Source organism: Streptomyces sp. NPDC012510 (assembly GCF_042955065.1).
Classification (GTDB): Bacteria; Actinomycetota; Actinomycetes; order Streptomycetales; family Streptomycetaceae; genus Streptomyces.
The window spans coordinates 103,799-121,401 of record NZ_JBIBEN010000007.1; the positions used below are offsets into that span (position 1 = coordinate 103,799).

Annotated in this window: 19 protein-coding genes; 14 read left to right on the forward strand and 5 right to left on the reverse strand. The window is 71.6% G+C overall.

The features are described from left to right. The first annotated feature begins 5 nt into the window (after window positions 1–5). The 7 genes from ACFY9I_RS15290 (at window position 6) to ACFY9I_RS15320 (ending at window position 7,961) form a co-directional block, all read left to right on the forward strand. Entirely contained in the window at window positions 6–1,292 is a 1,287-nt protein-coding gene (locus ACFY9I_RS15290) for an MFS transporter (protein ID WP_391001675.1), read from the forward strand. Between the two features lie 100 nt (window positions 1,293–1,392). Further along, the gene (locus ACFY9I_RS15295; RefSeq protein ID WP_391001677.1) at window positions 1,393–2,034 is read left to right on the forward strand and encodes a hypothetical protein; all 642 of its coding nucleotides are present in this window, start codon (window positions 1,393–1,395) and stop codon (window positions 2,032–2,034) included. Further along, window positions 2,021–3,034, forward strand: a complete 1,014-nt coding sequence (locus ACFY9I_RS15300; protein WP_391001679.1) for a class F sortase — start codon at window positions 2,021–2,023, stop codon at window positions 3,032–3,034. Before ACFY9I_RS15295 ends, ACFY9I_RS15300 begins: the two co-directional genes overlap by 14 nt. A 329-nt stretch (window positions 3,035–3,363) precedes the next feature. Further along, on the forward strand, window positions 3,364–3,819 hold the full coding sequence (locus ACFY9I_RS15305) for a DUF3574 domain-containing protein (protein ID WP_391002111.1): 456 nt from the start codon (window positions 3,364–3,366) through the stop codon (window positions 3,817–3,819). A 128-nt stretch (window positions 3,820–3,947) separates the two neighbouring features. Next, window positions 3,948–5,336, forward strand: coding sequence for an aldehyde dehydrogenase family protein (locus tag ACFY9I_RS15310; RefSeq protein WP_391001680.1), 1,389 nt, complete (start codon window positions 3,948–3,950; stop codon window positions 5,334–5,336). 36 nt (window positions 5,337–5,372) lie between these two features. Then, complete coding sequence (locus tag ACFY9I_RS15315) at window positions 5,373–6,458, forward strand: zinc-binding dehydrogenase (RefSeq protein ID WP_391001682.1); 1,086 nt, start codon at window positions 5,373–5,375, stop codon at window positions 6,456–6,458. Between the two features lie 153 nt (window positions 6,459–6,611). Further along, complete coding sequence (locus tag ACFY9I_RS15320) at window positions 6,612–7,961, forward strand: MFS transporter (RefSeq protein ID WP_391001684.1); 1,350 nt, start codon at window positions 6,612–6,614, stop codon at window positions 7,959–7,961. 5 nt (window positions 7,962–7,966) lie between these two features. Here ACFY9I_RS15320 and ACFY9I_RS15325 read toward each other — a convergent pair whose 3' ends face one another. Both ACFY9I_RS15325 and ACFY9I_RS15330 read right to left on the reverse strand, forming a co-directional pair. Beyond that, window positions 7,967–8,986 (reverse strand): EamA family transporter, encoded by a 1,020-nt coding sequence (locus tag ACFY9I_RS15325; RefSeq protein ID WP_391001686.1) that lies wholly within the window; start codon window positions 8,984–8,986, stop codon window positions 7,967–7,969. Between the two features lie 116 nt (window positions 8,987–9,102). Continuing rightward, window positions 9,103–9,747 (reverse strand): TetR/AcrR family transcriptional regulator C-terminal domain-containing protein, encoded by a 645-nt coding sequence (locus ACFY9I_RS15330; RefSeq protein ID WP_391001688.1) that lies wholly within the window; start codon window positions 9,745–9,747, stop codon window positions 9,103–9,105. 94 nt (window positions 9,748–9,841) lie between these two features. Here ACFY9I_RS15330 and ACFY9I_RS15335 point away from each other — a divergent pair, with 94 nt between their 5' ends. From ACFY9I_RS15335 to ACFY9I_RS15355, 5 genes are all read left to right on the forward strand, one after another. Beyond that, window positions 9,842–10,993 (forward strand): acyl-CoA dehydrogenase family protein, encoded by a 1,152-nt coding sequence (locus tag ACFY9I_RS15335; RefSeq protein WP_391001690.1) that lies wholly within the window; start codon window positions 9,842–9,844, stop codon window positions 10,991–10,993. 79 nt (window positions 10,994–11,072) lie between these two features. Beyond that, window positions 11,073–11,360, forward strand: coding sequence for a YiaA/YiaB family inner membrane protein (locus tag ACFY9I_RS15340; protein WP_391001692.1), 288 nt, complete (start codon window positions 11,073–11,075; stop codon window positions 11,358–11,360). A 157-nt stretch (window positions 11,361–11,517) separates the two neighbouring features. After that, entirely contained in the window at window positions 11,518–12,144 is a 627-nt protein-coding gene (locus ACFY9I_RS15345; protein WP_391001694.1) for a TetR family transcriptional regulator, read from the forward strand. A 205-nt stretch (window positions 12,145–12,349) separates the two neighbouring features. Beyond that, on the forward strand, window positions 12,350–13,054 hold the full coding sequence (locus tag ACFY9I_RS15350; RefSeq protein WP_391001696.1) for a glycoside hydrolase family 11 protein: 705 nt from the start codon (window positions 12,350–12,352) through the stop codon (window positions 13,052–13,054). Next, window positions 13,051–13,755 carry a polysaccharide deacetylase family protein gene (locus ACFY9I_RS15355; protein WP_391001698.1) on the forward strand — a complete coding sequence of 235 codons (705 nt, stop codon included), beginning with the start codon at window positions 13,051–13,053 and terminating at the stop codon, window positions 13,753–13,755. The genes ACFY9I_RS15350 and ACFY9I_RS15355 overlap by 4 nt, the downstream gene beginning before the upstream one ends. A 104-nt stretch (window positions 13,756–13,859) precedes the next feature. Here the strand turns inward: ACFY9I_RS15355 and ACFY9I_RS15360 are convergent, their stop codons facing one another. Further along, on the reverse strand, window positions 13,860–14,321 hold the full coding sequence (locus tag ACFY9I_RS15360) for a MaoC/PaaZ C-terminal domain-containing protein (RefSeq protein ID WP_391001700.1): 462 nt from the start codon (window positions 14,319–14,321) through the stop codon (window positions 13,860–13,862). A 109-nt stretch (window positions 14,322–14,430) separates the two neighbouring features. On the opposite strand from ACFY9I_RS15360, the gene soxR reads away from it, so the two are divergent. Continuing rightward, a complete protein-coding gene (gene soxR / locus ACFY9I_RS15365) occupies window positions 14,431–14,964 on the forward strand; it encodes a redox-sensitive transcriptional activator SoxR (RefSeq protein WP_391001702.1) in 534 nt (177 codons plus the stop codon). A 75-nt stretch (window positions 14,965–15,039) separates the two neighbouring features. Here soxR and ACFY9I_RS15370 read toward each other — a convergent pair whose 3' ends face one another. Beyond that, window positions 15,040–16,116, reverse strand: coding sequence for an RNA ligase (ATP) (locus ACFY9I_RS15370; protein WP_391001704.1), 1,077 nt, complete (start codon window positions 16,114–16,116; stop codon window positions 15,040–15,042). Window positions 16,117–16,278: 162 nt separating this feature from the next. Between ACFY9I_RS15370 and ACFY9I_RS15375 the strand changes: the two genes are divergently transcribed. Beyond that, the gene (locus tag ACFY9I_RS15375) at window positions 16,279–16,800 is read left to right on the forward strand and encodes a hypothetical protein (RefSeq protein ID WP_391001706.1); all 522 of its coding nucleotides are present in this window, start codon (window positions 16,279–16,281) and stop codon (window positions 16,798–16,800) included. Between the two features lie 55 nt (window positions 16,801–16,855). Here the strand turns inward: ACFY9I_RS15375 and ACFY9I_RS15380 are convergent, their stop codons facing one another. Beyond that, complete coding sequence (locus ACFY9I_RS15380) at window positions 16,856–17,458, reverse strand: hypothetical protein (RefSeq protein ID WP_391001708.1); 603 nt, start codon at window positions 17,456–17,458, stop codon at window positions 16,856–16,858. Between the last annotated feature and the right edge of the window lie 145 nt (window positions 17,459–17,603).

The window sequence follows — 17,603 nt, forward strand, 5'->3', positions numbered from 1 at the left end:
TCATCGTGAGGCCCGGTAGGAACCGCGGCTGGCTGCTCCGCCTCGTCATCGCCTTCAGCTTCGCGCAGGGGGCGGTGTCGATGGCCCGGCCCGCCGTGTCCTACCGGGCCCTCGCGTTGGGCGCCGACGAGCGGGCGGTCGGTGTGATCGCGGGGGTCTACGCCCTGCTCCCGCTGTTCGCCGCCGTCCCGCTCGGCCGCCGTACCGACCAGGGCCGCTGCGCGCCCCTGCTCCCCGTGGGCGTCGTCCTCATAGCCGGCGGCTGCGCGATGAGCGGTCTGGCGAACTCGCTGCCGGCGATGGCGGTATGGAGCGGTGTGATGGGTCTCGGCCACCTCTCCTTCGTGATCGGCGCCCAGTCACTGGTCGCCCGCCAGTCCGCACCGCGCGAACACGACCGCAACTTCGGTCACTTCACCATCGGCGCCTCCCTCGGCCAGCTCATCGGCCCGATCGCCGCCGGTGCCCTGATCGGTGGCACGGACATGGCCCGCACGAGCGCCCTGGCGCTGGTGGTCGCGGGTGCGGGGGCGGCCGTAGCGTTCACGTCGCTGTGGCGGATAGAGCGTCCGGTCGAGCCCAAGTCCCGTACGGCGCGGGGCGAACAGGTCCCCGTGCACCGCATCCTGCGCACCAGGGGAGTACCGGGAGGCATCTTCATCAGCCTCGCCGTGCTGTCGGCGACCGACATCCTCACCGCGTATCTGCCGGTGGTCGGGGAGCACCGGGGCATCGCGCCCTCGGTGATAGGCCTCCTGCTGAGCCTGCGCGCGGCGGCGACCATAGCGTGCCGCCTCGTGATGACGCCCATGCTGCGGCTGCTCGGCCGGACGGCGCTGCTCACCGTCACCTGCGTCCTCGGGGCCGTGCTGTGCGCAGGGATCGCCTTGCCGGTGCCGGTGTGGGCGCTGGCCCTGATCCTCGCCGCCCTCGGCTTCTGCCTCGGGGTCGGGCAGCCGCTGTCGATGACGACGGTGGTGCAGGCCGCGCCGGACGACGCCCGTTCCACCGCCCTCGCGCTGCGGCTGACCGGAAACCGGCTGGGGCAGGCCGGGGCGCCCGCCGCCGCGGGGCTCGTCGCCGGTGTCGCGGGTGTGGCCGCGCCGTTCGTGATGCTCGGCGCGTTGCTGCTGGTGTCGTCGGTCATCGCCCTGCGCTCGCCCGCGCAGCCCGGGCGGGGGCGGCCCGAGCCGGCGAAGCGGGAGGGGAGAGCGAAGGCGAAGGCGAGGGCGAAAGCGAGGGCGAAGGGTGCGCAGCCCGGTGCCCGCCTGGGCCGGAAGGGGGATATCTGACGGTGCGTCGGGCGCGGCTCCCCCCGTGCCCGGTGTGATGTGACAGAGAGTCAGGCGAAAGAGCGATTTGTGTGAAAATCGTCTGACTCGGAGGTTCTGCATGTCCACCTCGTCCCGCCCGCGCCCCGCCGGAGTGCGCGTGAGTGCCGCCGCCGTCCTCGCGGCACTCACCGTCACGGGAGCCAGCCTGATCACGGCACCGGCCGCCGTCGCCGCCCCGGGCGACCCCGACGTCGTGATCCACAAGGTGGGCTTCCCGTTCGACAACCAGCGCAACCAGCCGCTGGTCTGCGACTTCTATCTCGCCGCCTTCAACTTCCCCACGGACGTCACCCCGTCGCAGCGCATCAGCTGGACGATCGACAGACAGCCTCCCAACCAGGCCACCGACCCCATCGCCACGGGTGAGATCACACTCGCGGCCGACGGCGCCGGGCACAGCACTCCCGTGGCGCCCGAGAATGCCGTGCGGCTCCCCGACGGGGAGTACGTGCTGACCTGGAGGACCCTCGTCGCGCCGGTCGAGGAGGGGCGCAAGACCTTCCGGGTCGAATGCCCGCTCGCCGGCCCCGACGGCGCCGTCCCGGCCGGCCCCGACGGCGCGGTCCCGGCCGGAGGAGGGGGCCTCGCCATGACCCAGGACTTCACGCCGGTCGCGGGTGCCGCCGCCGTGGGTCTCGCCGCGGTCGGCGGGGTGGGCTATCTGCGGCTGCGCCGGCGTCGCGCCGATGGCGCGGCGTAGACGCCGACCGAGGCCCTGGTACCGGACGCGCGCCTACCGCCTGACGCGCACGGCCGTGATGGCCGTCGCGCTGGTGGTGGGCGGCATCCACCTGGCGGAAGAGCGGGAGCGGCCCGACCCCGCGGAGGCCGGCACCGCCCGGGCCGACACCGGGTCGCGCGGTGCGGGTGCGCCGCGCGACCGGGCACCCCTGTACCCCTCACCCCCGCCCTCCCGTGCCGGAACCCCGGGGACCACACCCACCGAGCGGACGGGCCGGACCGAGCGGGCGGAGCCGACCGAGCGGACGGAGCCGACCGAGCGGGCGGAGCCGACCGCGCGGCTGAGCCCGTGGCCCGGCGAGCCGACGTGGCCCGCCCGCACCACAGCCATGGTGCCGCCCCCCACCGAGCCCACGGGACCGGCGCCCACCGCCCCCGACGGGCCGACGCCCACCGAACCCGCGCTGCCGGCCCCGGCCCGGCCCGCGCGACCCGACCCCGCCGCACCGGTCGAGCCACCACTGCCGGCCAAGCCCCGCACACTCCCGCCCTCACCGGCGAAAACCGTCTCCATCCCCTATCTGGGCATCAAGGCCCCGGTCACGGAGCTCCACCTCGACGGCCGGCGCCGGCTGCCCGCGCCTCCGCACGACAAGCCCAAGCTGGTCGGCTGGTACGCGGAAGGACCCGCACCCGGCGGTCCGGGCACCGCGGTCGTCGTCGGCCACCGGGACACCCGGAGGGGTCCGGCCGTCTTCGCCGCGCTGGGGATGATCAAACCCGGCCGCATCGTCGAGGTCCTGCGAGCCGACGGCCGCACCGCCGTCTACACGGTGGACGCCGTGCAGACGTACGAGAAGGACCGCTTCCCCAGCCAGGTGGTGTACGGCCCCCGTGACCGTCCCGAGCTGCGCCTGATCACCTGCGGCGGGGTGTACGACCGGCGGAAGGGCTACGCGAGCAACGTCGTCGTCTTCGCCCACCTCACCACCACCCGGGAGCCCGCGCGCAAGCCGTGAACAGGCGTCAGGGGCGCGTGACCCGCGTCCCGGCGGGCCCCGGGGGCGTACGGACGCACGCGCCGCCCGTCCCCGGCGAGGCCCACGGATCGGGAGCCGGTGATCCCGTTAGGGATGGAGGCATGACCTCGCACTCCACCCGCCCGCACCGTCCCACCCACCCCAGCAGCCGCAATCGCACCCGCACCCGCCCACGCCCGGAGCCCCGCGGTCACACGCTCCCCGGCCCCCGCCCCCGCACCGGCTTCGGCACCCGCGTCCGCACCGGCTTCGGCACCCGCCTCCGCACCCGCGTCCGCACCGGCTTCGGCCCCCGAGTCGCCGTCGCGGTGGCCGCCTGTCTGCTGGCGGTCGGTGTCGCCCCCACCGCGTACGCCACCTTCACCGGGGACGCCGTCACCGGGAGGACCGGTGCCGCCCACCCCGCCTCTTCCATGGCCGCCCCGGCGCGCGGCACGCCGTACACCGAGACCCGGCTCTTCTTCGGCACCGAGCGGCCCGACGGCGGTCCGGACGTCACCGACGAGCAGTTCACGGACTTCGTCGACCGGGAGGTCACGCCCGGGTTCCCCGACGGGCTGACCGTGCAGGAGGGGCGCGGACAGTGGCGGGACGCGAGCGGGACCATCCAGAAGGAGCGGTCGTACGAACTGATCTTGCTGTATCCGGTGTCGGCGGCCGTCGCGAGCGACCGGAAGATCGAGGAGATTCGCGGCGACTATCGCAAGGAGTTCGCGCAGGAGGCCGTGGCGCGGGTCGACGACAGGAAGCGGGTCGACTTCTGAGGCGAGGCGGCTCCCGACCCCCGGCGCCGCCGACGAGTCCTGCCTCACTCCCCGGAGGCCTGGTGCCGGAAAACTATCAGGGCTAGTTTTTGGGGCGGACGAAACGGCTCCGCCCGGGAGGCAGCGCGATGAAGGCACACGACGGCATGTACATCGGTGGTACCTGGCGACCCTCAGCGGGTACCGACACGATCGAGGTCGTGAACCCGGCCGACGAGCAGGTGATCGACCGGGTGCCTGCGGGCACCGCCGAGGATGTCGACGCCGCCGTGCGCGCCGCCCGTGCGGCCCTCCCGGGCTGGGCCGCCACCCCGCCCGCCGAGCGGGGCGCGCTCATCGGGGCGCTGCGCGACGTGCTCGCCGCGCGCCGTGAGGAGATCGCCGAGACGGTGACGGCGGAGCTCGGCTCACCGTTGCCGTTCTCCCAGAAGGTGCACGCGGACCTGCCGATCGCGGTCGCCGGCTCCTATGCCGAACTGGCCGCGAAGCACGCGTTCGAGGAGCGGGTGGGCAACTCCACCGTCCATCACGAGCCCATCGGTGTCGTCGGCGCGATCACCCCCTGGAACTACCCGCTCCACCAGATCGTCGCCAAGGTCGCCCCCGCCCTCGCCGCGGGCTGCACGGTCGTCCTGAAGCCGGCCGAGGACACCCCGCTGACCGCCCAGCTCTTCGCGGAGGCCGTGCACGAGGCGGGCGTGCCCGCCGGAGTGTTCAACCTGGTCACCGGCCTGGGCCCGGTCGCCGGGCAGGCGCTCGCCGAGCACGACGGCGTCGACCTGGTGTCCTTCACCGGTTCCACGGCGGTGGGCCGGCGCATCGCCGCGACCGCCGGCGCCGCCATCAAGAAGGTGGCCCTGGAACTCGGCGGCAAGTCCGCCAACGTGATCCTCCCGAGCGCCGACCTGACCAAGGCGGTGGGCGTCGGCGTCGCCAACGTCATGTCCAACTCCGGCCAGACGTGCAGCGCCTGGACCCGCATGCTCGTCCACACCTCCCAGTACGACGAGGCCGTCGCCCTGGCCGAGGCCGCCGCAGCGAAGTACGGCGACCGCATCGGCCCGCTGGTCAACGCCAAGCAGCGGGAACGGGTGCGGGGGTACATCGACAAGGGCGTGGCCGAGGGAGCCCGCCTGGTCGCCGGCGGCCCCGAGTCCCCCCGCGAGCGGGGCTACTACGTCAGCCCCACCGTGTTCGCCGACGTGACCTGGGACATGACCATCGCCCAGGAGGAGATCTTCGGCCCGGTCCTGTCGATCCTCCGCTACGAGGACGAGGCCGACGCCCTGCGGATCGCCAACGGCACGGTCTACGGACTGGCCGGGGCGGTCTGGGCCGGCGACGAGAGCGAGGCCGTGGCCTTCGCCCGCCGCATGGACACCGGTCAGGTCGACATCAACGGCGGCCGCTTCAACCCGCTGGCCCCGTTCGGGGGTTACAAGCAGTCGGGAGTGGGGCGCGAGCTGGGCACGCACGGCCTGGCCGAGTACCTGCAGACCAAGTCCCTTCAGTTCTGACCGGGTTCCAGGCGAACCAGTAGGAGAGTCGTCCCCATGGCCGTTCGAGCCGCCGTACTGCCCGCCGTCGGTGCCCCGTTGGAGATCACCGAGATCGAGCTGCCGGACCCCGGGCCCGGCCAGGTCCGAGTGCGGCTCGCCGCCGCCGGGGTCTGCCACTCCGACCTGTCGCTGTCCGACGGCACCATGCGGGTGCCGGTGCCCGCCGTACTCGGCCACGAGGGCGCGGGCACCGTCGTGGCGGTCGGCGACGGGGTCACCCATGTCTCGCCCGGCGACGGCGTCGTCCTCAACTGGGCGCCCTCCTGCGGGAGTTGCCATGCCTGTTCGCTCGGCGAGGTCTGGCTGTGCGCGAACGCGCTGCTCGGCTCCGGGAACGTCTACGCCCGGCGCGCCTCCGACGGCGCCGACCTCCACCCCGGTCTGAACGTGGCCGCGTTCGCGGAGGAGACGGTCGTTTCCGCCGGGTGTGTGCTCCCCGCGCCGGACGGGGTTCCGCTCACCGACGCGGCACTGCTCGGCTGCGCCGTCCTCACCGGCTACGGCGCGGTCCACCACTCGGCGCGGGTCCGGGAGGGCGAGACCGTCGCCGTGTTCGGGGCGGGCGGCGTCGGACTGGCCGCGCTCCAGGCCGCGCGGATCGCCGGCGCGTCCCGGATCGTGGCCGTGGACGTCTCCCCGGCGAAGGAGGAACTGGCCCGCGCGGCGGGGGCCACGGAGTACGTGGTCGCCTCCGAGAACACCGCCCGGGAGATCCGCGCGCTCACCGGCAAACAGGGCGTGGACGTCGCCGTGGAGTGCGTCGGACGGGCGGTCACCATCCGCACGGCCTGGGAGTCGACCCGCCGCGGCGGCCGGACGACCGTCGTCGGCATCGGCGGCAAGGACCAGCAGGTCACCTTCAACGCGCTGGAGATCTTCCACTGGGGCCGCACCCTCGCAGGCTGCGTCTACGGCAACTCCGACCCGGCGCGCGACGTGCCCGTCCTCGCGGACCACGTCAACGCCGGCCGCCTGGACCTCCCCGCCCTGGTCACCGACCGTATCTCCCTCTCTGACATCCCGGCGGCCTTCGACAACATGCGGGCGGGCAAGGGCGGCAGGGCTTTGGTGACGTTCTGATTCGGCTGCGGGTGGGCGGGGGTCGGTCCCGTAGCCCCCACCCACCCGCGGATGAAGAACCCCCCGAACTGAACCACGCACGACCGTTGACCGGCATACCGTCCGGTCAGTATGTTCCCGGGAACGTCCCCGCACCCACCGGAGTGTGCTCGCATGGACACAGCTCCCGTTTCCGCTCCCGCCACCACCTCCCGCCCTCAGAGCCACCGCAAGGTGGCCACCGCCGCGGCGCTCGCCTCGGCGGTGGAGTGGTACGACTACTTCGTCTTCGGCATAGCCGCGGCCCTGGTCCTGGGCGATCTCTACTTCCCGGCGGGCAGCTCCTCCGCAGGGGTCCTCGCCGCGTTCGCCGCGTTCGCCGTCGGCTTCCTCGCCCGCCCCCTGGGGGGAGTCGTCGCCGGTCACCTCGGTGACAAACGGGGCCGCAAGCCCATGCTGGTCCTCGCCCTCACCCTGATGGGCCTGGCCACCACCGGCATAGGCCTCCTCCCCACGTACGAGACGATCGGGATCGCCGCTCCGGTCCTGCTCGTCCTCCTCCGGGTCGCCCAGGGGGTCGCCGTCGGAGCCCAGTGGGGCGGCGCGATGCTGCTGGCCACCGAGTACGCCCCCGAGGGAAAGCGCGGGGTGTACGGCAGCTTCGTCCAACTCGGCGTCCCCATCGGCGTGGTGAGCGCCAACACGATGTTCCTCGTCGTGGGCGCGGCCACCAGCGACTCGGCCTTCTCCGCCTGGGGCTGGCGCGTGCCCTTCCTGGTCGGCCTGTTCGTCCTCGGCCTCGCCTGGTACATCCACCGTCACGTCGAGGAGACCCCCGAGTTCCGGGCGGCGGAACGGGAGTTGGCGCAGAAGGCGAAGGGAGAGAAGAGTTCCCCGCTCAAGACGATCCTGCGCGGACATCTCGGCACGGTCTTCCTGGCCGGCGGCTCCTTCGCCGTGAACACCGCGACCTTCTACATCCTCATCACCGGCGTCCTCGACTACACCACCCGCGAACTCGACATGAAGCGCAGCGCGGTCCTCGCGGTCTCCCTCTGCGTCAGCCTCACCCAGCTGGTGCTGATCCCCGCCGCGGCGGCCCTCTCCGACCGTGTCGGCAGGATCCGGATCTACGCGATCGGCGCGGCCGGCATCGCCCTGTGGGCGGTCCCGCTCTTCCTGCTGATCGACACCCGCTCCCTGCTGTGGCTCGCCGTCGGCACCTTCGTCGCCAGTTGCTTCCTCAGCATCATGTACGGACCCCAAGCCGCCCTGTTCGCCGAGCTGTTCACCCCCGAGATGCGCTACACGGGCGCCTCCCTCGGCTACCAGATCGCGGCCGTGTTCGGCGGCGGCCTCGCCCCGTTCCTGATGGTCCTCCTGCTGGAGGCCACCGGCACGTCCATGGCGGTGTCGGCCTACATCATCGGACTCTCGCTGATCGCCCTGGTGTCGATCAGGATCCTCGCGAGGAGGGCGGATTCGCGAACCGAGGAACAGCCTCTGGAACCGAGGGCAGGCTAGCCCCCTCAGTCCTCAGTCGTCGGTCGCCCGGTCCGCGCCCCCTGGACCGCACCCCTGGGCCCGGCCCCGGCCTCCGTCCCGGCCTCCGCCCCGGTCGCCGTCGCGTCGGCCGTTCCCTTCCCACGTGCCCGGGACCGGGACACCGCCACACCCGCCAGGCACAGCGCGCCCCCGGCCAGCGTGAGCAGGCCCGGGACCTCGTCCAGAGCCAGCCAGGACATCAGGACGACCAGCGCGGGCACGGCGTACGTGGTCGCGCCCATCCGGCTCGCGGTCGTACGGGCCAGAGCGTAGGCCCAGGTGGTGAAGGCCAGCGCGGTCGGGAACACGCCCAGATACACCATGTTGAGGGTCGCGGAGACCGGTGCGTCGGCCGCCTCCCGCACCAGTTGCCCGGCGAACGGCAGACACACCACCGCCCCGACGAGACAGCCGAAGGTGGTCACCTGGAGCGGGCTCGCCGATCCGAGTGCGGGCTTCTGGGCGACCACCCCGGCCGCGTAGGCGACGGCGGCGAGCACACACAGGGCGACGCCCAGCACCGAGGCCCCGCCCTCGCCGGACATCGACAGGCCCACGGCGACCGCGCCCGCGAACGACACCGCCATGCCGACGAGCAGCCTGGGCGGCATGGCGTCGCCCAGCAGCCGGGCGCCGAGCAGGGCGATGAGGATCGGCCCGATGTTGACCACGAGCGCCGCCGTGCCCGCGTCGACCTGCTGCTCGCCCCAGTTCAGCGCGACCATGTAGAACCCGAACCACAGGACCCCGGACACGGCGATCCCCCGCCACGCGGCACGCGGTGGCATTCCCTCCCGGCGCACCATCCAGATCGCCCCCAGCGCCAGGGCCCCGGCCAGCAACCGCCCCAGCGCCAACGCCCCCGGCGAGTACGCCTCCCCGGCACTCCGGATCGACACGAACGCCGACGCCCACAGGACGACCGTGACGACGGCCGCCCCCGCCGCGAGCAGTTCGACCTTGCGGGTGGACGACACCGGTGAGCTGGACGAAGTGTTCGACATGACATCGAGGCTAGGTGGGGGAGGGCGACGAACGCTCGCGGTTTTCGGACCCGCACCCACCCCCGCATCGCGCGGCAGGCGTACTCGGCCTCACCCGGCAGCGGCGCAGCCACCCCCTAGGACCCCCGCCGCACCGCCGCCTCGTACTGCACCGTCAGCCCGTCCAGCAGCGCGAGCAACCCCACCTCGAAGGCCCGCTCGTCCACCTTCTCCTGGTGCTCCGCCAGCAGATGCGCCTGCCCGAGGTGTGGATAGTCGGCCGGGTCGTACGCGCTCTCGTCGCCCACGAACCCCCCGGCGAACGACCCGATGGCCGACCCCATGATGAAGTACCGCATCAACGCCCCGATGGACGTGGCCTGCGCCGCAGGCCACCCCGCCTCCACCATGGCCCCGAACACGACGTCGGCGACCCGCAGGCCCGCCGGCCGTCGCCCGGGTCCGCGCGCGAGGACGGGCACGATGTTCGGATGGTCCCGCAGGGCGGCCCGGTAGGAGACGGCCCAGTCGTGCAGCGCGGTGCGCCAGTCCCGTCCGTCCTCGAACATCGACAGGTCCACCTGGGCGCTCACCGAGTCGGCCACGGCCTCGAGGATCTGGTCCATGGTGCGGAAGTGGTTGTAGAGGGAGGGCCCGCTCACACCCAGCTCGGCGGCGAGCCGTCGCGTGGAGACCGCCGCCAGCCCTTCCGCGTCGATCAGTTCCCGCGCCGTCTCCACGATGCGGTCGGTGCTCAACAAAGGCTTGCGCGGTCGGGCCATGGCGCACATAGTAGGGCTGTGACATAAAACTAGCAGTGCTAATTCAAACGTTAACGGATATGCCCGTGCATGATCTCGTAGGGGGTGGGCCGACGTGAATCTGGAGCTCAGCGAGGAGCAGACCGCAGTGCGCCGACTCGCGCGGGACTTCGTGGAGCGCGAGATCGCCCCGCACGTCATCGCCTGGGACCGCGCCGAGAACGTCGACCGGTCCCTCGTGAGGAAGCTGGGCGAGGTCGGCTTCCTGGGCCTGACCGTCGACGAGGAGTACGGCGGCTGTGGCGGTGACCATCTCGCGTACTGCCTGGTCACCGAGGAGCTCGGCCGGGGCGACTCCTCCGTGCGCGGCATCGTCTCCGTCTCCCTCGGTCTCGTCGCCAAGACCATCGCCGCCTGGGGCGACGAGGAGCAGAAGCGCCGCTGGCTGCCGGGGCTCACGGCCGGGGAGTACGTCGGCTGCTTCGGCCTCACCGAACCCGGTACCGGTTCCGACGCGGGCAACCTGACCACCCGCGCCGTCCGCGAGGGCGACGACTACGTCATCAGCGGCACCAAGATGTTCATCACCAACGGCACCTGGGCCGATGTCGTCCTCCTCTTCGCCCGCTCCACCGACGCCCCCGGCCACCGGGGTGTCTCCGCCTTCCTCGTCCCCACCGACACCCCCGGCCTGACCCGTCGCCCCATCCACGGCAAGCTCGGGCTGCGCGGCCAGGCCACCGCCGAACTGGTCCTGGACGAGGTCCGCGTCCCTGCCTCCGCTCTGCTCGGCCCGGAGGGCAAGGGCTTCACCGTCGCCATGTCCGCGCTCGCCAAGGGCCGGATGTCGGTGGCCGCCGGCTGTGTCGGCATCGCCCAGGCCGCGCTCGACGCGGCGGTCCGGCACGCCGGGGAACGCGAGCAGTTCGGCAAGACCATCGCCCATCACCAGCTCGTCCAGGAGCTCCTCAGCGACATCGCGGTCGACGTCGACGCCGCCCGGCTGCTCACCTGGCGGGTGGCCGACCTCGTCGACCGGGGCCGGCCCTTCGCCACCGAGGCGAGCAAGGCCAAGCTCTTCGCCTCCGAGGCCGCCGTACGCGCCGCGAACAACGCCCTCCAGGTCTTCGGCGGCTACGGCTATATCGACGAGTACCCGGTCGGAAAACTGCTGCGCGACGCCCGCGTGATGACCCTCTACGAGGGCACCAGCCAGATACAGAAACTGCTCATCGGGCGCGCGCTGACCGGCGTGTCGGCCTTCTGAGTACGCGGGCGCACCCCGGGCGCGGATCTGAGTATCCGAACGGATGTGGCCCGAACCACATCCGCCCGACCATGTCCCCATGAGTGAGACACCGGTCAAGCAGCAGAGCACGGCGGCCTTCTACGGCCAGGCCGTCGCGTCCTTCGCCGTCGCCATGGCGGCCACCACCGTCGGCATCTACAACCTCGACGCCGACACCTGGGTCCGTGCGTTCCTGGCCATCGCGGTCCTCTACCTGGTGACCTCGTCCTTCACCCTGGCCAAGGTGATCCGCGACCGGCAGGAGGCCGGGCAGATCGTCAGCCGGGTGGACCAGGCCAGGCTGGAGAAGCTCCTCGCGGACCACGACCCCTTCGAGAAGCTCTGACAGGCCTCGAGCCCCCTGTGCGGGCAGCATCCTGGCCCTCCATGGCTCTGAGCGGGGCAGCACCCCGGCCCTCCATGGCTCTGAGCGGGCCTTCTAAGCGCTCGCTCACCTATCGGCGGTATGGTGGAGTCCAGCCATCGGAAGGGACGGGCGAGCGATGAGTACGGCGGAGGAGACGGCCGGCGGCGAACCGCAGCCGTGGGGCGAGGTCAATCCGGACGCGGCCCGGCGGCTGTTGGTGGCCGCCGTGGAGGCCTTCGCCGAGCGTGGCTACCACGCCACCACGACCCGTGACATCGCGGGCCGCGCGGGCATGAGCCCCGCCGCGCTGTACATCCACTACAAGACCAAGGAAGAGCTGCTCCACCGGATCAGCCGCATCGGCCACGAGAAGGCCCTCGACGTGCTGCGCACGGCGGCCGAGTCCGAGGGCACTCCGGCCGACCGCCTCGCCGAGGCCGTCCGCTCCTTCGTCCGCTGGCACGCCGGGCAGCACACGGTCGCCCGCGTGGTCCAGTACGAACTCGACGCGCTCGGCCCCGACGCCCGCGCCGAGATCGTCACCCTCCGCCGAGAGAACGACGCGGCCGTACGCGGCATCATCGAGGACGGCGTCGCCACCGGCGACTTCGACGTCCCCGATGTCCGTGGTACCACGGTCGCCATCCTCTCCCTCTGCATCGACGTGGCCCGCTGGTTCAACGTCAACGGTCCGCGCACCCCCGACGAGGTCGGCGCGCTGTACGCGGATCTCGTCCTGCGGATGGTGGGCGCGAGCAAGTGATTCCGGCGATCGGCTCGCACTTCGAAACATTCGGAGATGGAGGCCGTGCGTCGGATCCTCTTCCCGGGGGTCTTGGCGGGTTGTCGCTGGTGTAGTCGGCGAATGTTTCGGATGTGATGCCGAATGCATTGACAGTTGACAGGGGCAGGCCAACACTCCGGGATGACAGGGCGAACCCCCGCGAGCCCCGAGGAGGACGCGCGCGATGAACGACACACCCGCACCCGCTCCCACTCCCACTCCGCCCCCGAGCCGCAGGCTCTTCCTGGGCGGTCTGTGTACGACCGCGCTGGCCGCCGCGACCACGGTGGCCCTGCCCGGCACCGCCCACGCGGACACGGTCGTCACCAGCAACCGGACCGGCATCGACAACGGCTTCTACTTCTCGTTCTGGACCGACGCCCCCGGCACCGTCTCCATGACCCTGGCCTCCGGCGGCAGTTACCGGACCTCCTGGCGCAACACCGGGAACTTCGTCGCCGGCAAGGGATGGAGCAACGGCTCCCGCAGGACCGTGAGGTACTCCGGCACGTTCAACCCGTCCGGCAACGCCTACCTGACCCTCTACGGCTGGACGGCCAGTCCGCTCGTCGAGTACTACATCGTCGACAACTGGGGCACCTACCGGCCCACGGGAGCGTACAAGGGCACGGTCACCAGCGACGGCGGCACGTACGACATCTACCGGACGACGCGGTACAACGCCCCGTCCGTCGAGGGCGTTCGCACCTTCGACCAGTACTGGAGCGTCCGTCAGTCGAAGCGGACCGGCGGGAGCATCACCACCGGCAATCACTTCGACGCCTGGGCCCGTGCCGGGATGCCCCTCGGCAGCTTCAGGTACTACATGATCATGGCCACCGAGGGGTACCGGAGCAGCGGCAACTCCAGCATCACGGTGGCCCCGTGAGCACGGTGCCGCGCCGCTCGTTCCCTCACCGGGGGAAACGGTGGGCCGTCGTCACGACGGCCTTGGCCTGCACCGTCCCCCTCACGCTCACGGCCGCCGCGGCGGCACCGGAGCAGGCCGCCGCCTGTAACGGATACGTCGGCCTGACCTTCGACGACGGCCCCTCCGGGAGCACCTCGGCCCTGCTCTCCACGCTGAGGCAGAACGGGCTGCGGGCGACGATGTTCAACCAGGGCCAGTACGCCGCCGCCAATCCGTCCCTGGTCAGGGCCCAGGTCGCCGCCGGCATGTGGGTGGCCAACCACAGCTACACCCACCCGCACATGACCCGGCTGACCCAGGCGCAGATCGACTCGGAGATCTCCCGCACCCAGCAGGCCGTCGCGGGATCGGGCGGCGGTACCCCGAAGCTGTTCCGGCCGCCGTACGGCGAGACCAACGCGACGGTGAGGTCGGTCGCGACCAGGTACGGCCTGACCGAGATCCTCTGGAACGTCGACTCCCAGGACTGGAACGGCGCCGGCGCGGACGCGATCGTGCAGGCCGCCGCCCGGCTCACCAACGGTCAGATCATCCTCATGCACGACTGGTCCGCGAACGCGCGCGCGGCGATCCCGCGTATCGCACAGGGCCTGACGGCCCGTGGCCTGTGCGCGGGAATGATCTCGCCGCAGACCGGCCGCGCCGTGGCACCCGGGTAAGGGCGCAGCCGACGTCGGAGGGGGAGGTCCGAGCACCGGGGAAGGGCGCGCACCCGTGGCGCGGCGGTCGCGAACGCCGCGCCACAGCTCCGAGCGCCATCGGCTCAGAAGTAGTACCGGGACACCGACTCCGCCACACACACCGGCTTGTCCCCGCCCTCGCGCTCCACCACGACCGCGGCCGTGACCTGGACGCCCCCGCCGGCCTCCGTGACCTCCTGGAGGGTCGCCGTGGCGCGCAGTCGCGAGCCGACCGGTACCGGCGCCGGGAAACGGACCTTGTTGGTGCCGTAGTTGACGCCCATCTTCACGTTGTCGACCTTGAGCACCTGCGGAACGAACAACGGCAGCAGCGACAGGGTCAGATAACCGTGGGCGATGGTCGTGCCGAAGGGGCCCGCGGCGGCCTTCTCCGGGTCCACGTGGATCCACTGGTGGTCACCGGTCGCCTCGGCGAAGAGGTCGATCCGCTTCTGGTCGACCTCCAGCCAGTCGCTGTGGCCCAGCTGCTCACCCACCGCCGCCTTCAGCTCCTCGGCGGACGTGAAGATCCTCGGCTCTGCCATGTCTAAGGCCTCCCTGGTCCCAAGTGTCTAAGCGACTGCTTAGCATGGTCGGCCGTGCGGTCCCTGTCAACGGACCACGACCCTTCCGGGTGTGGGTAGGGTCGGAGGGGTGCCCCAGATCCCTGAGAAGATCCACGAGTTGACCGTAGGTCAGCTGTCGGCCCGTAGTGGCGCCGCCGTCTCCGCCCTGCACTTCTACGAGTCCAAGGGGCTGATCAGCAGCCGCCGCACCACGGGCAACCAGCGCCGCTACAGTCGTGACACCCTGCGCCGCGTCGCCTTCGTACGGGCCGCGCAGCGTGTCGGCATCCCGCTCGCCACGATCCGCGACGCGCTCGCCGAGCTGCCCGAGGAGCGTACGCCCACCCATGAGGACTGGGCCCATCTCTCCGAGGTCTGGCGGTCCGAGCTGGACGAGCGGATCAAGCAGCTCAACCGGTTGCGCGACCACCTCACCGACTGCATCGGCTGCGGCTGTCTGTCCCTGGACACCTGTGTGCTCTCCAACCCCGACGACGTCTTCGGCGAACGGCAGAGCGGCTCGCGCCTCATGGTCGAGCGCAGGGCCCCCGGCGCACGGCAGAGGACCCGCGAGCCGTCGCGGCGGGAGGAGGAACGGGAGGAGCCCGGGAACCGCCGTTGAGCAGCTCCCGGGCTCCCGGGCCCCACGGGTCCCCCGACGTTCCCGTGGGGGTCTTCGGCCTGTCCGTCCCGTCTCCTACTCGTACTCGGTGCCGCCCTTACGCGTCAGGTACGCCGGGCTGACCGCCTTGGCGATGGCCCGTCCGCCGGTCACCGGGCTGTACCGCTCGGCGGCCGGGCGGATCACGACACCCTCGCGCAGATGCAGGTCACGGCCGGAGACCGTCTCCCGGCCGGTGGCCACCTCCAGGACCCGGTCGACGGTGTACGGCCCCTCGTGGAGCACGGGCACCAGCGGCAGTTCGCCGTCGAGCAGTTCGGACAGCTCCGTGGCGTCCAGCCAGCGGACCCGGCCGTCGATCTCCGCCGAGACGTCGAACACGGCGTATCCGAGCGTGTCGCGACGCCCGTCGGCGCCGTACGTCAGGTCCTGCACCCCCGCTCCGTACACCTCGCCGAAGATCCCGACCCGGCGTGCCCCGAGCCGCTCGGCGAGCCGGGAGGCGGCCTCGGCCACCTGGTGTCCGCGCACGGCACGCCAGTACAGGTTCCGAGGATCCTCCCGCAGTGCCAGGTGCTTGGCGCCGAAGCCCTTGGAGGAGACCTGGACGCGACCGGCCTCGGCGAAGTACGTCACCAGGCACGCCGTCCCGTGCAGCTTCTCGGTCAGGACGACCGGCTCGCCGGGCGTGAAGATGTCGGGATAGCGCTGGATGTTCTCGATGTCGACCCAGGGCAGCAGATCCGGCGCCGACTCCACGTCACCGTTCATCGTCGGCGGGATCGGCGGCACCCATTTCACGATGCCGAGGCGCTCCGCGAAGTCCGTGCCGGCCGTGACGGCGGCCGGCAGATCCACGTCCGCCAGCGCCCGGGGGCGGCAGACGATGCCCTGCGACAGCTCGCCCCGCAGCCGCACCGCCTTCACCCGGTCGGACTTGCCGCCCGCCAGTCGTCCGGTCAGCCCCAGTTCCTCGATCAGCGCGGGCGGGAGCACGGACTGCTCGGGGATGTAGACGGCGGTGTCACCGGTGCGGAAGGCGCCCTTCGCCACGACGGCTCGGTACAGACCCACCTGGGCCAGCTCGAGCGCGTCGGCGTTCGGGTGGTCGTGGATCGTCAGCACTTCGGCGGTGACGCGCAGCGTCGACATCGGGTTCTCTCCTCGGTCCTGGGTGCTCTCAGAGCTGTTTCATCGCCCCCAACTGTCCGTACGGGAAAGGGGTGGAGCGAGCGGTTTTGCGCCTGGTATGGACGCCGGCCTTTTGCCGGGGCCGCCCGAGCGGTATGCCCTCCACCGAGGGAAGGAGCATGGATGAGCGTCGTCATCTGTTCGCTGAAGTGGGAGAAGGCGCACTCGGGGGTGCAGCGGATCACCTATGACCCGGACGGCTACCACCTGGTGCGCTTCCCGTACGACAGGACCGAGGAGTCGTACGACCCCTGGAAGATGCACGACCCGGCGCACGGCGGCGCCACCGCGTCGAAGTTCCCCGATCCGCGCTCCGGACTGATCTGGCCCAGCCACGACGGCTGGGGCCTGCTGTCCGCGATGGTGTTCTGGGAAGCGGACGCGCGGACACTGGAGTACCGGGCCCGCTTCGTGCGTGATCCGCTGAGCATGACGCCGAGCAAGTACAACTCCACGGGCACCACGGACACCGCGCCCACCCGGGGCGGCCAGTACCGCACCTACATGTGGCAGATGTTCGTGCACAAGGGCATGCCGCTCGGCCTGAAGACATCGGCGCGGGGCCGAGGGGACACCAAGCGGGCCACACCGCTCATCCTCGCCGAGTTCAAGCTGGCCATCCACACGGACGTCAAGCGGCCCTGAGCCCTGCGTACACACATGCACGGGGGTGCGGCATCCCCGGCGCACCCCCGCCGCGCTACGCCGAGACCAGCAGCCGTCCGCGCCTGGACTCCGCCAGGGCCTCGGGCGTGAGCACCGGTCGTGGCACCACGATTCCGCACTCCGTGCAGACCGGGCCCGAGGACGGTTCGTGGGCCAGGTCGTACATCCATACGAGGCGCTCGCCCTCGCACACCGGGCAGGTCGAACCCGGTTCGCGCTCCAGCGCGGCGATGAGCCGGCGCAGCACCTCCGCCATCGGTTCCCGGGGATGGACCTTGGGATCGTCGCACCACGCGACGCCGAACCCGCCCCAGGTCAGCCGGTGCCAGTCGTCGACACTGCCCGGCCTGCGCAGCCCGTCGTGCTTCTCCTTCTTGCGGCGCTGCGCGAACTCCACCTCGTAGTCGAGCCAGACGGAGCGGGCCTCCTCCAACTCCTCCAGTGCGGCCACGAGCCGCGCCGGGTCGGGGTTGCGGTCCTCGGGGCCGAACCCGGCCCGCGAGCACAAGTGGTCCCAGGTCGCCCGATGCCCGTAGGGGGCGAACCGCTCGAGGCACTTGCGCAGCGAATAACGCCGCAGTGCCAGGTCACACCTGGGATCTCGCACCTGTCTTGCCAGACTCCGGAAACCGGCCATCGCCCTGCACCTCCGTCACACCTGCACCTGTACTTCGGTCACTTCGGCGTCGTCGTCGGGACGTCGCCGAATAGACGTATCGACATGCGATTCGGCTCCATCCGATTTCCGATGACCTCCATAAGTCGTCTGCTGAGCCGTTCAC

What these genes read in the sequence shown, in the direction of transcription:
- ACFY9I_RS15295 (WP_391001677.1), top strand. Translation starts at nt 1,393, where the DNA reads ATGTCCACCTCGTCCCGCCCGCGCCCCGCCGGAGTGCGCGTGAGTGCC.
- ACFY9I_RS15300 (WP_391001679.1), top strand. Translation starts at nt 2,021, where the DNA reads ATGGCGCGGCGTAGACGCCGACCGAGGCCCTGGTACCGGACGCGCGCC.
- ACFY9I_RS15310 (WP_391001680.1), top strand. Translation starts at nt 3,948, where the DNA reads ATGAAGGCACACGACGGCATGTACATCGGTGGTACCTGGCGACCCTCA.
- ACFY9I_RS15315 (WP_391001682.1), top strand. Translation starts at nt 5,373, where the DNA reads ATGGCCGTTCGAGCCGCCGTACTGCCCGCCGTCGGTGCCCCGTTGGAG.
- ACFY9I_RS15320 (WP_391001684.1), top strand. Translation starts at nt 6,612, where the DNA reads ATGGACACAGCTCCCGTTTCCGCTCCCGCCACCACCTCCCGCCCTCAG.
- ACFY9I_RS15325 (WP_391001686.1), bottom strand. Translation starts at nt 8,986, where the DNA reads ATGTCGAACACTTCGTCCAGCTCACCGGTGTCGTCCACCCGCAAGGTC.
- ACFY9I_RS15330 (WP_391001688.1), bottom strand. Translation starts at nt 9,747, where the DNA reads ATGGCCCGACCGCGCAAGCCTTTGTTGAGCACCGACCGCATCGTGGAG.
- ACFY9I_RS15340 (WP_391001692.1), top strand. Translation starts at nt 11,073, where the DNA reads ATGAGTGAGACACCGGTCAAGCAGCAGAGCACGGCGGCCTTCTACGGC.
- ACFY9I_RS15345 (WP_391001694.1), top strand. Translation starts at nt 11,518, where the DNA reads ATGAGTACGGCGGAGGAGACGGCCGGCGGCGAACCGCAGCCGTGGGGC.
- ACFY9I_RS15350 (WP_391001696.1), top strand. Translation starts at nt 12,350, where the DNA reads ATGAACGACACACCCGCACCCGCTCCCACTCCCACTCCGCCCCCGAGC.
- ACFY9I_RS15360 (WP_391001700.1), bottom strand. Translation starts at nt 14,321, where the DNA reads ATGGCAGAGCCGAGGATCTTCACGTCCGCCGAGGAGCTGAAGGCGGCG.
- ACFY9I_RS15370 (WP_391001704.1), bottom strand. Translation starts at nt 16,116, where the DNA reads ATGTCGACGCTGCGCGTCACCGCCGAAGTGCTGACGATCCACGACCAC.
- ACFY9I_RS15375 (WP_391001706.1), top strand. Translation starts at nt 16,279, where the DNA reads ATGAGCGTCGTCATCTGTTCGCTGAAGTGGGAGAAGGCGCACTCGGGG.
- ACFY9I_RS15380 (WP_391001708.1), bottom strand. Translation starts at nt 17,458, where the DNA reads ATGGCCGGTTTCCGGAGTCTGGCAAGACAGGTGCGAGATCCCAGGTGT.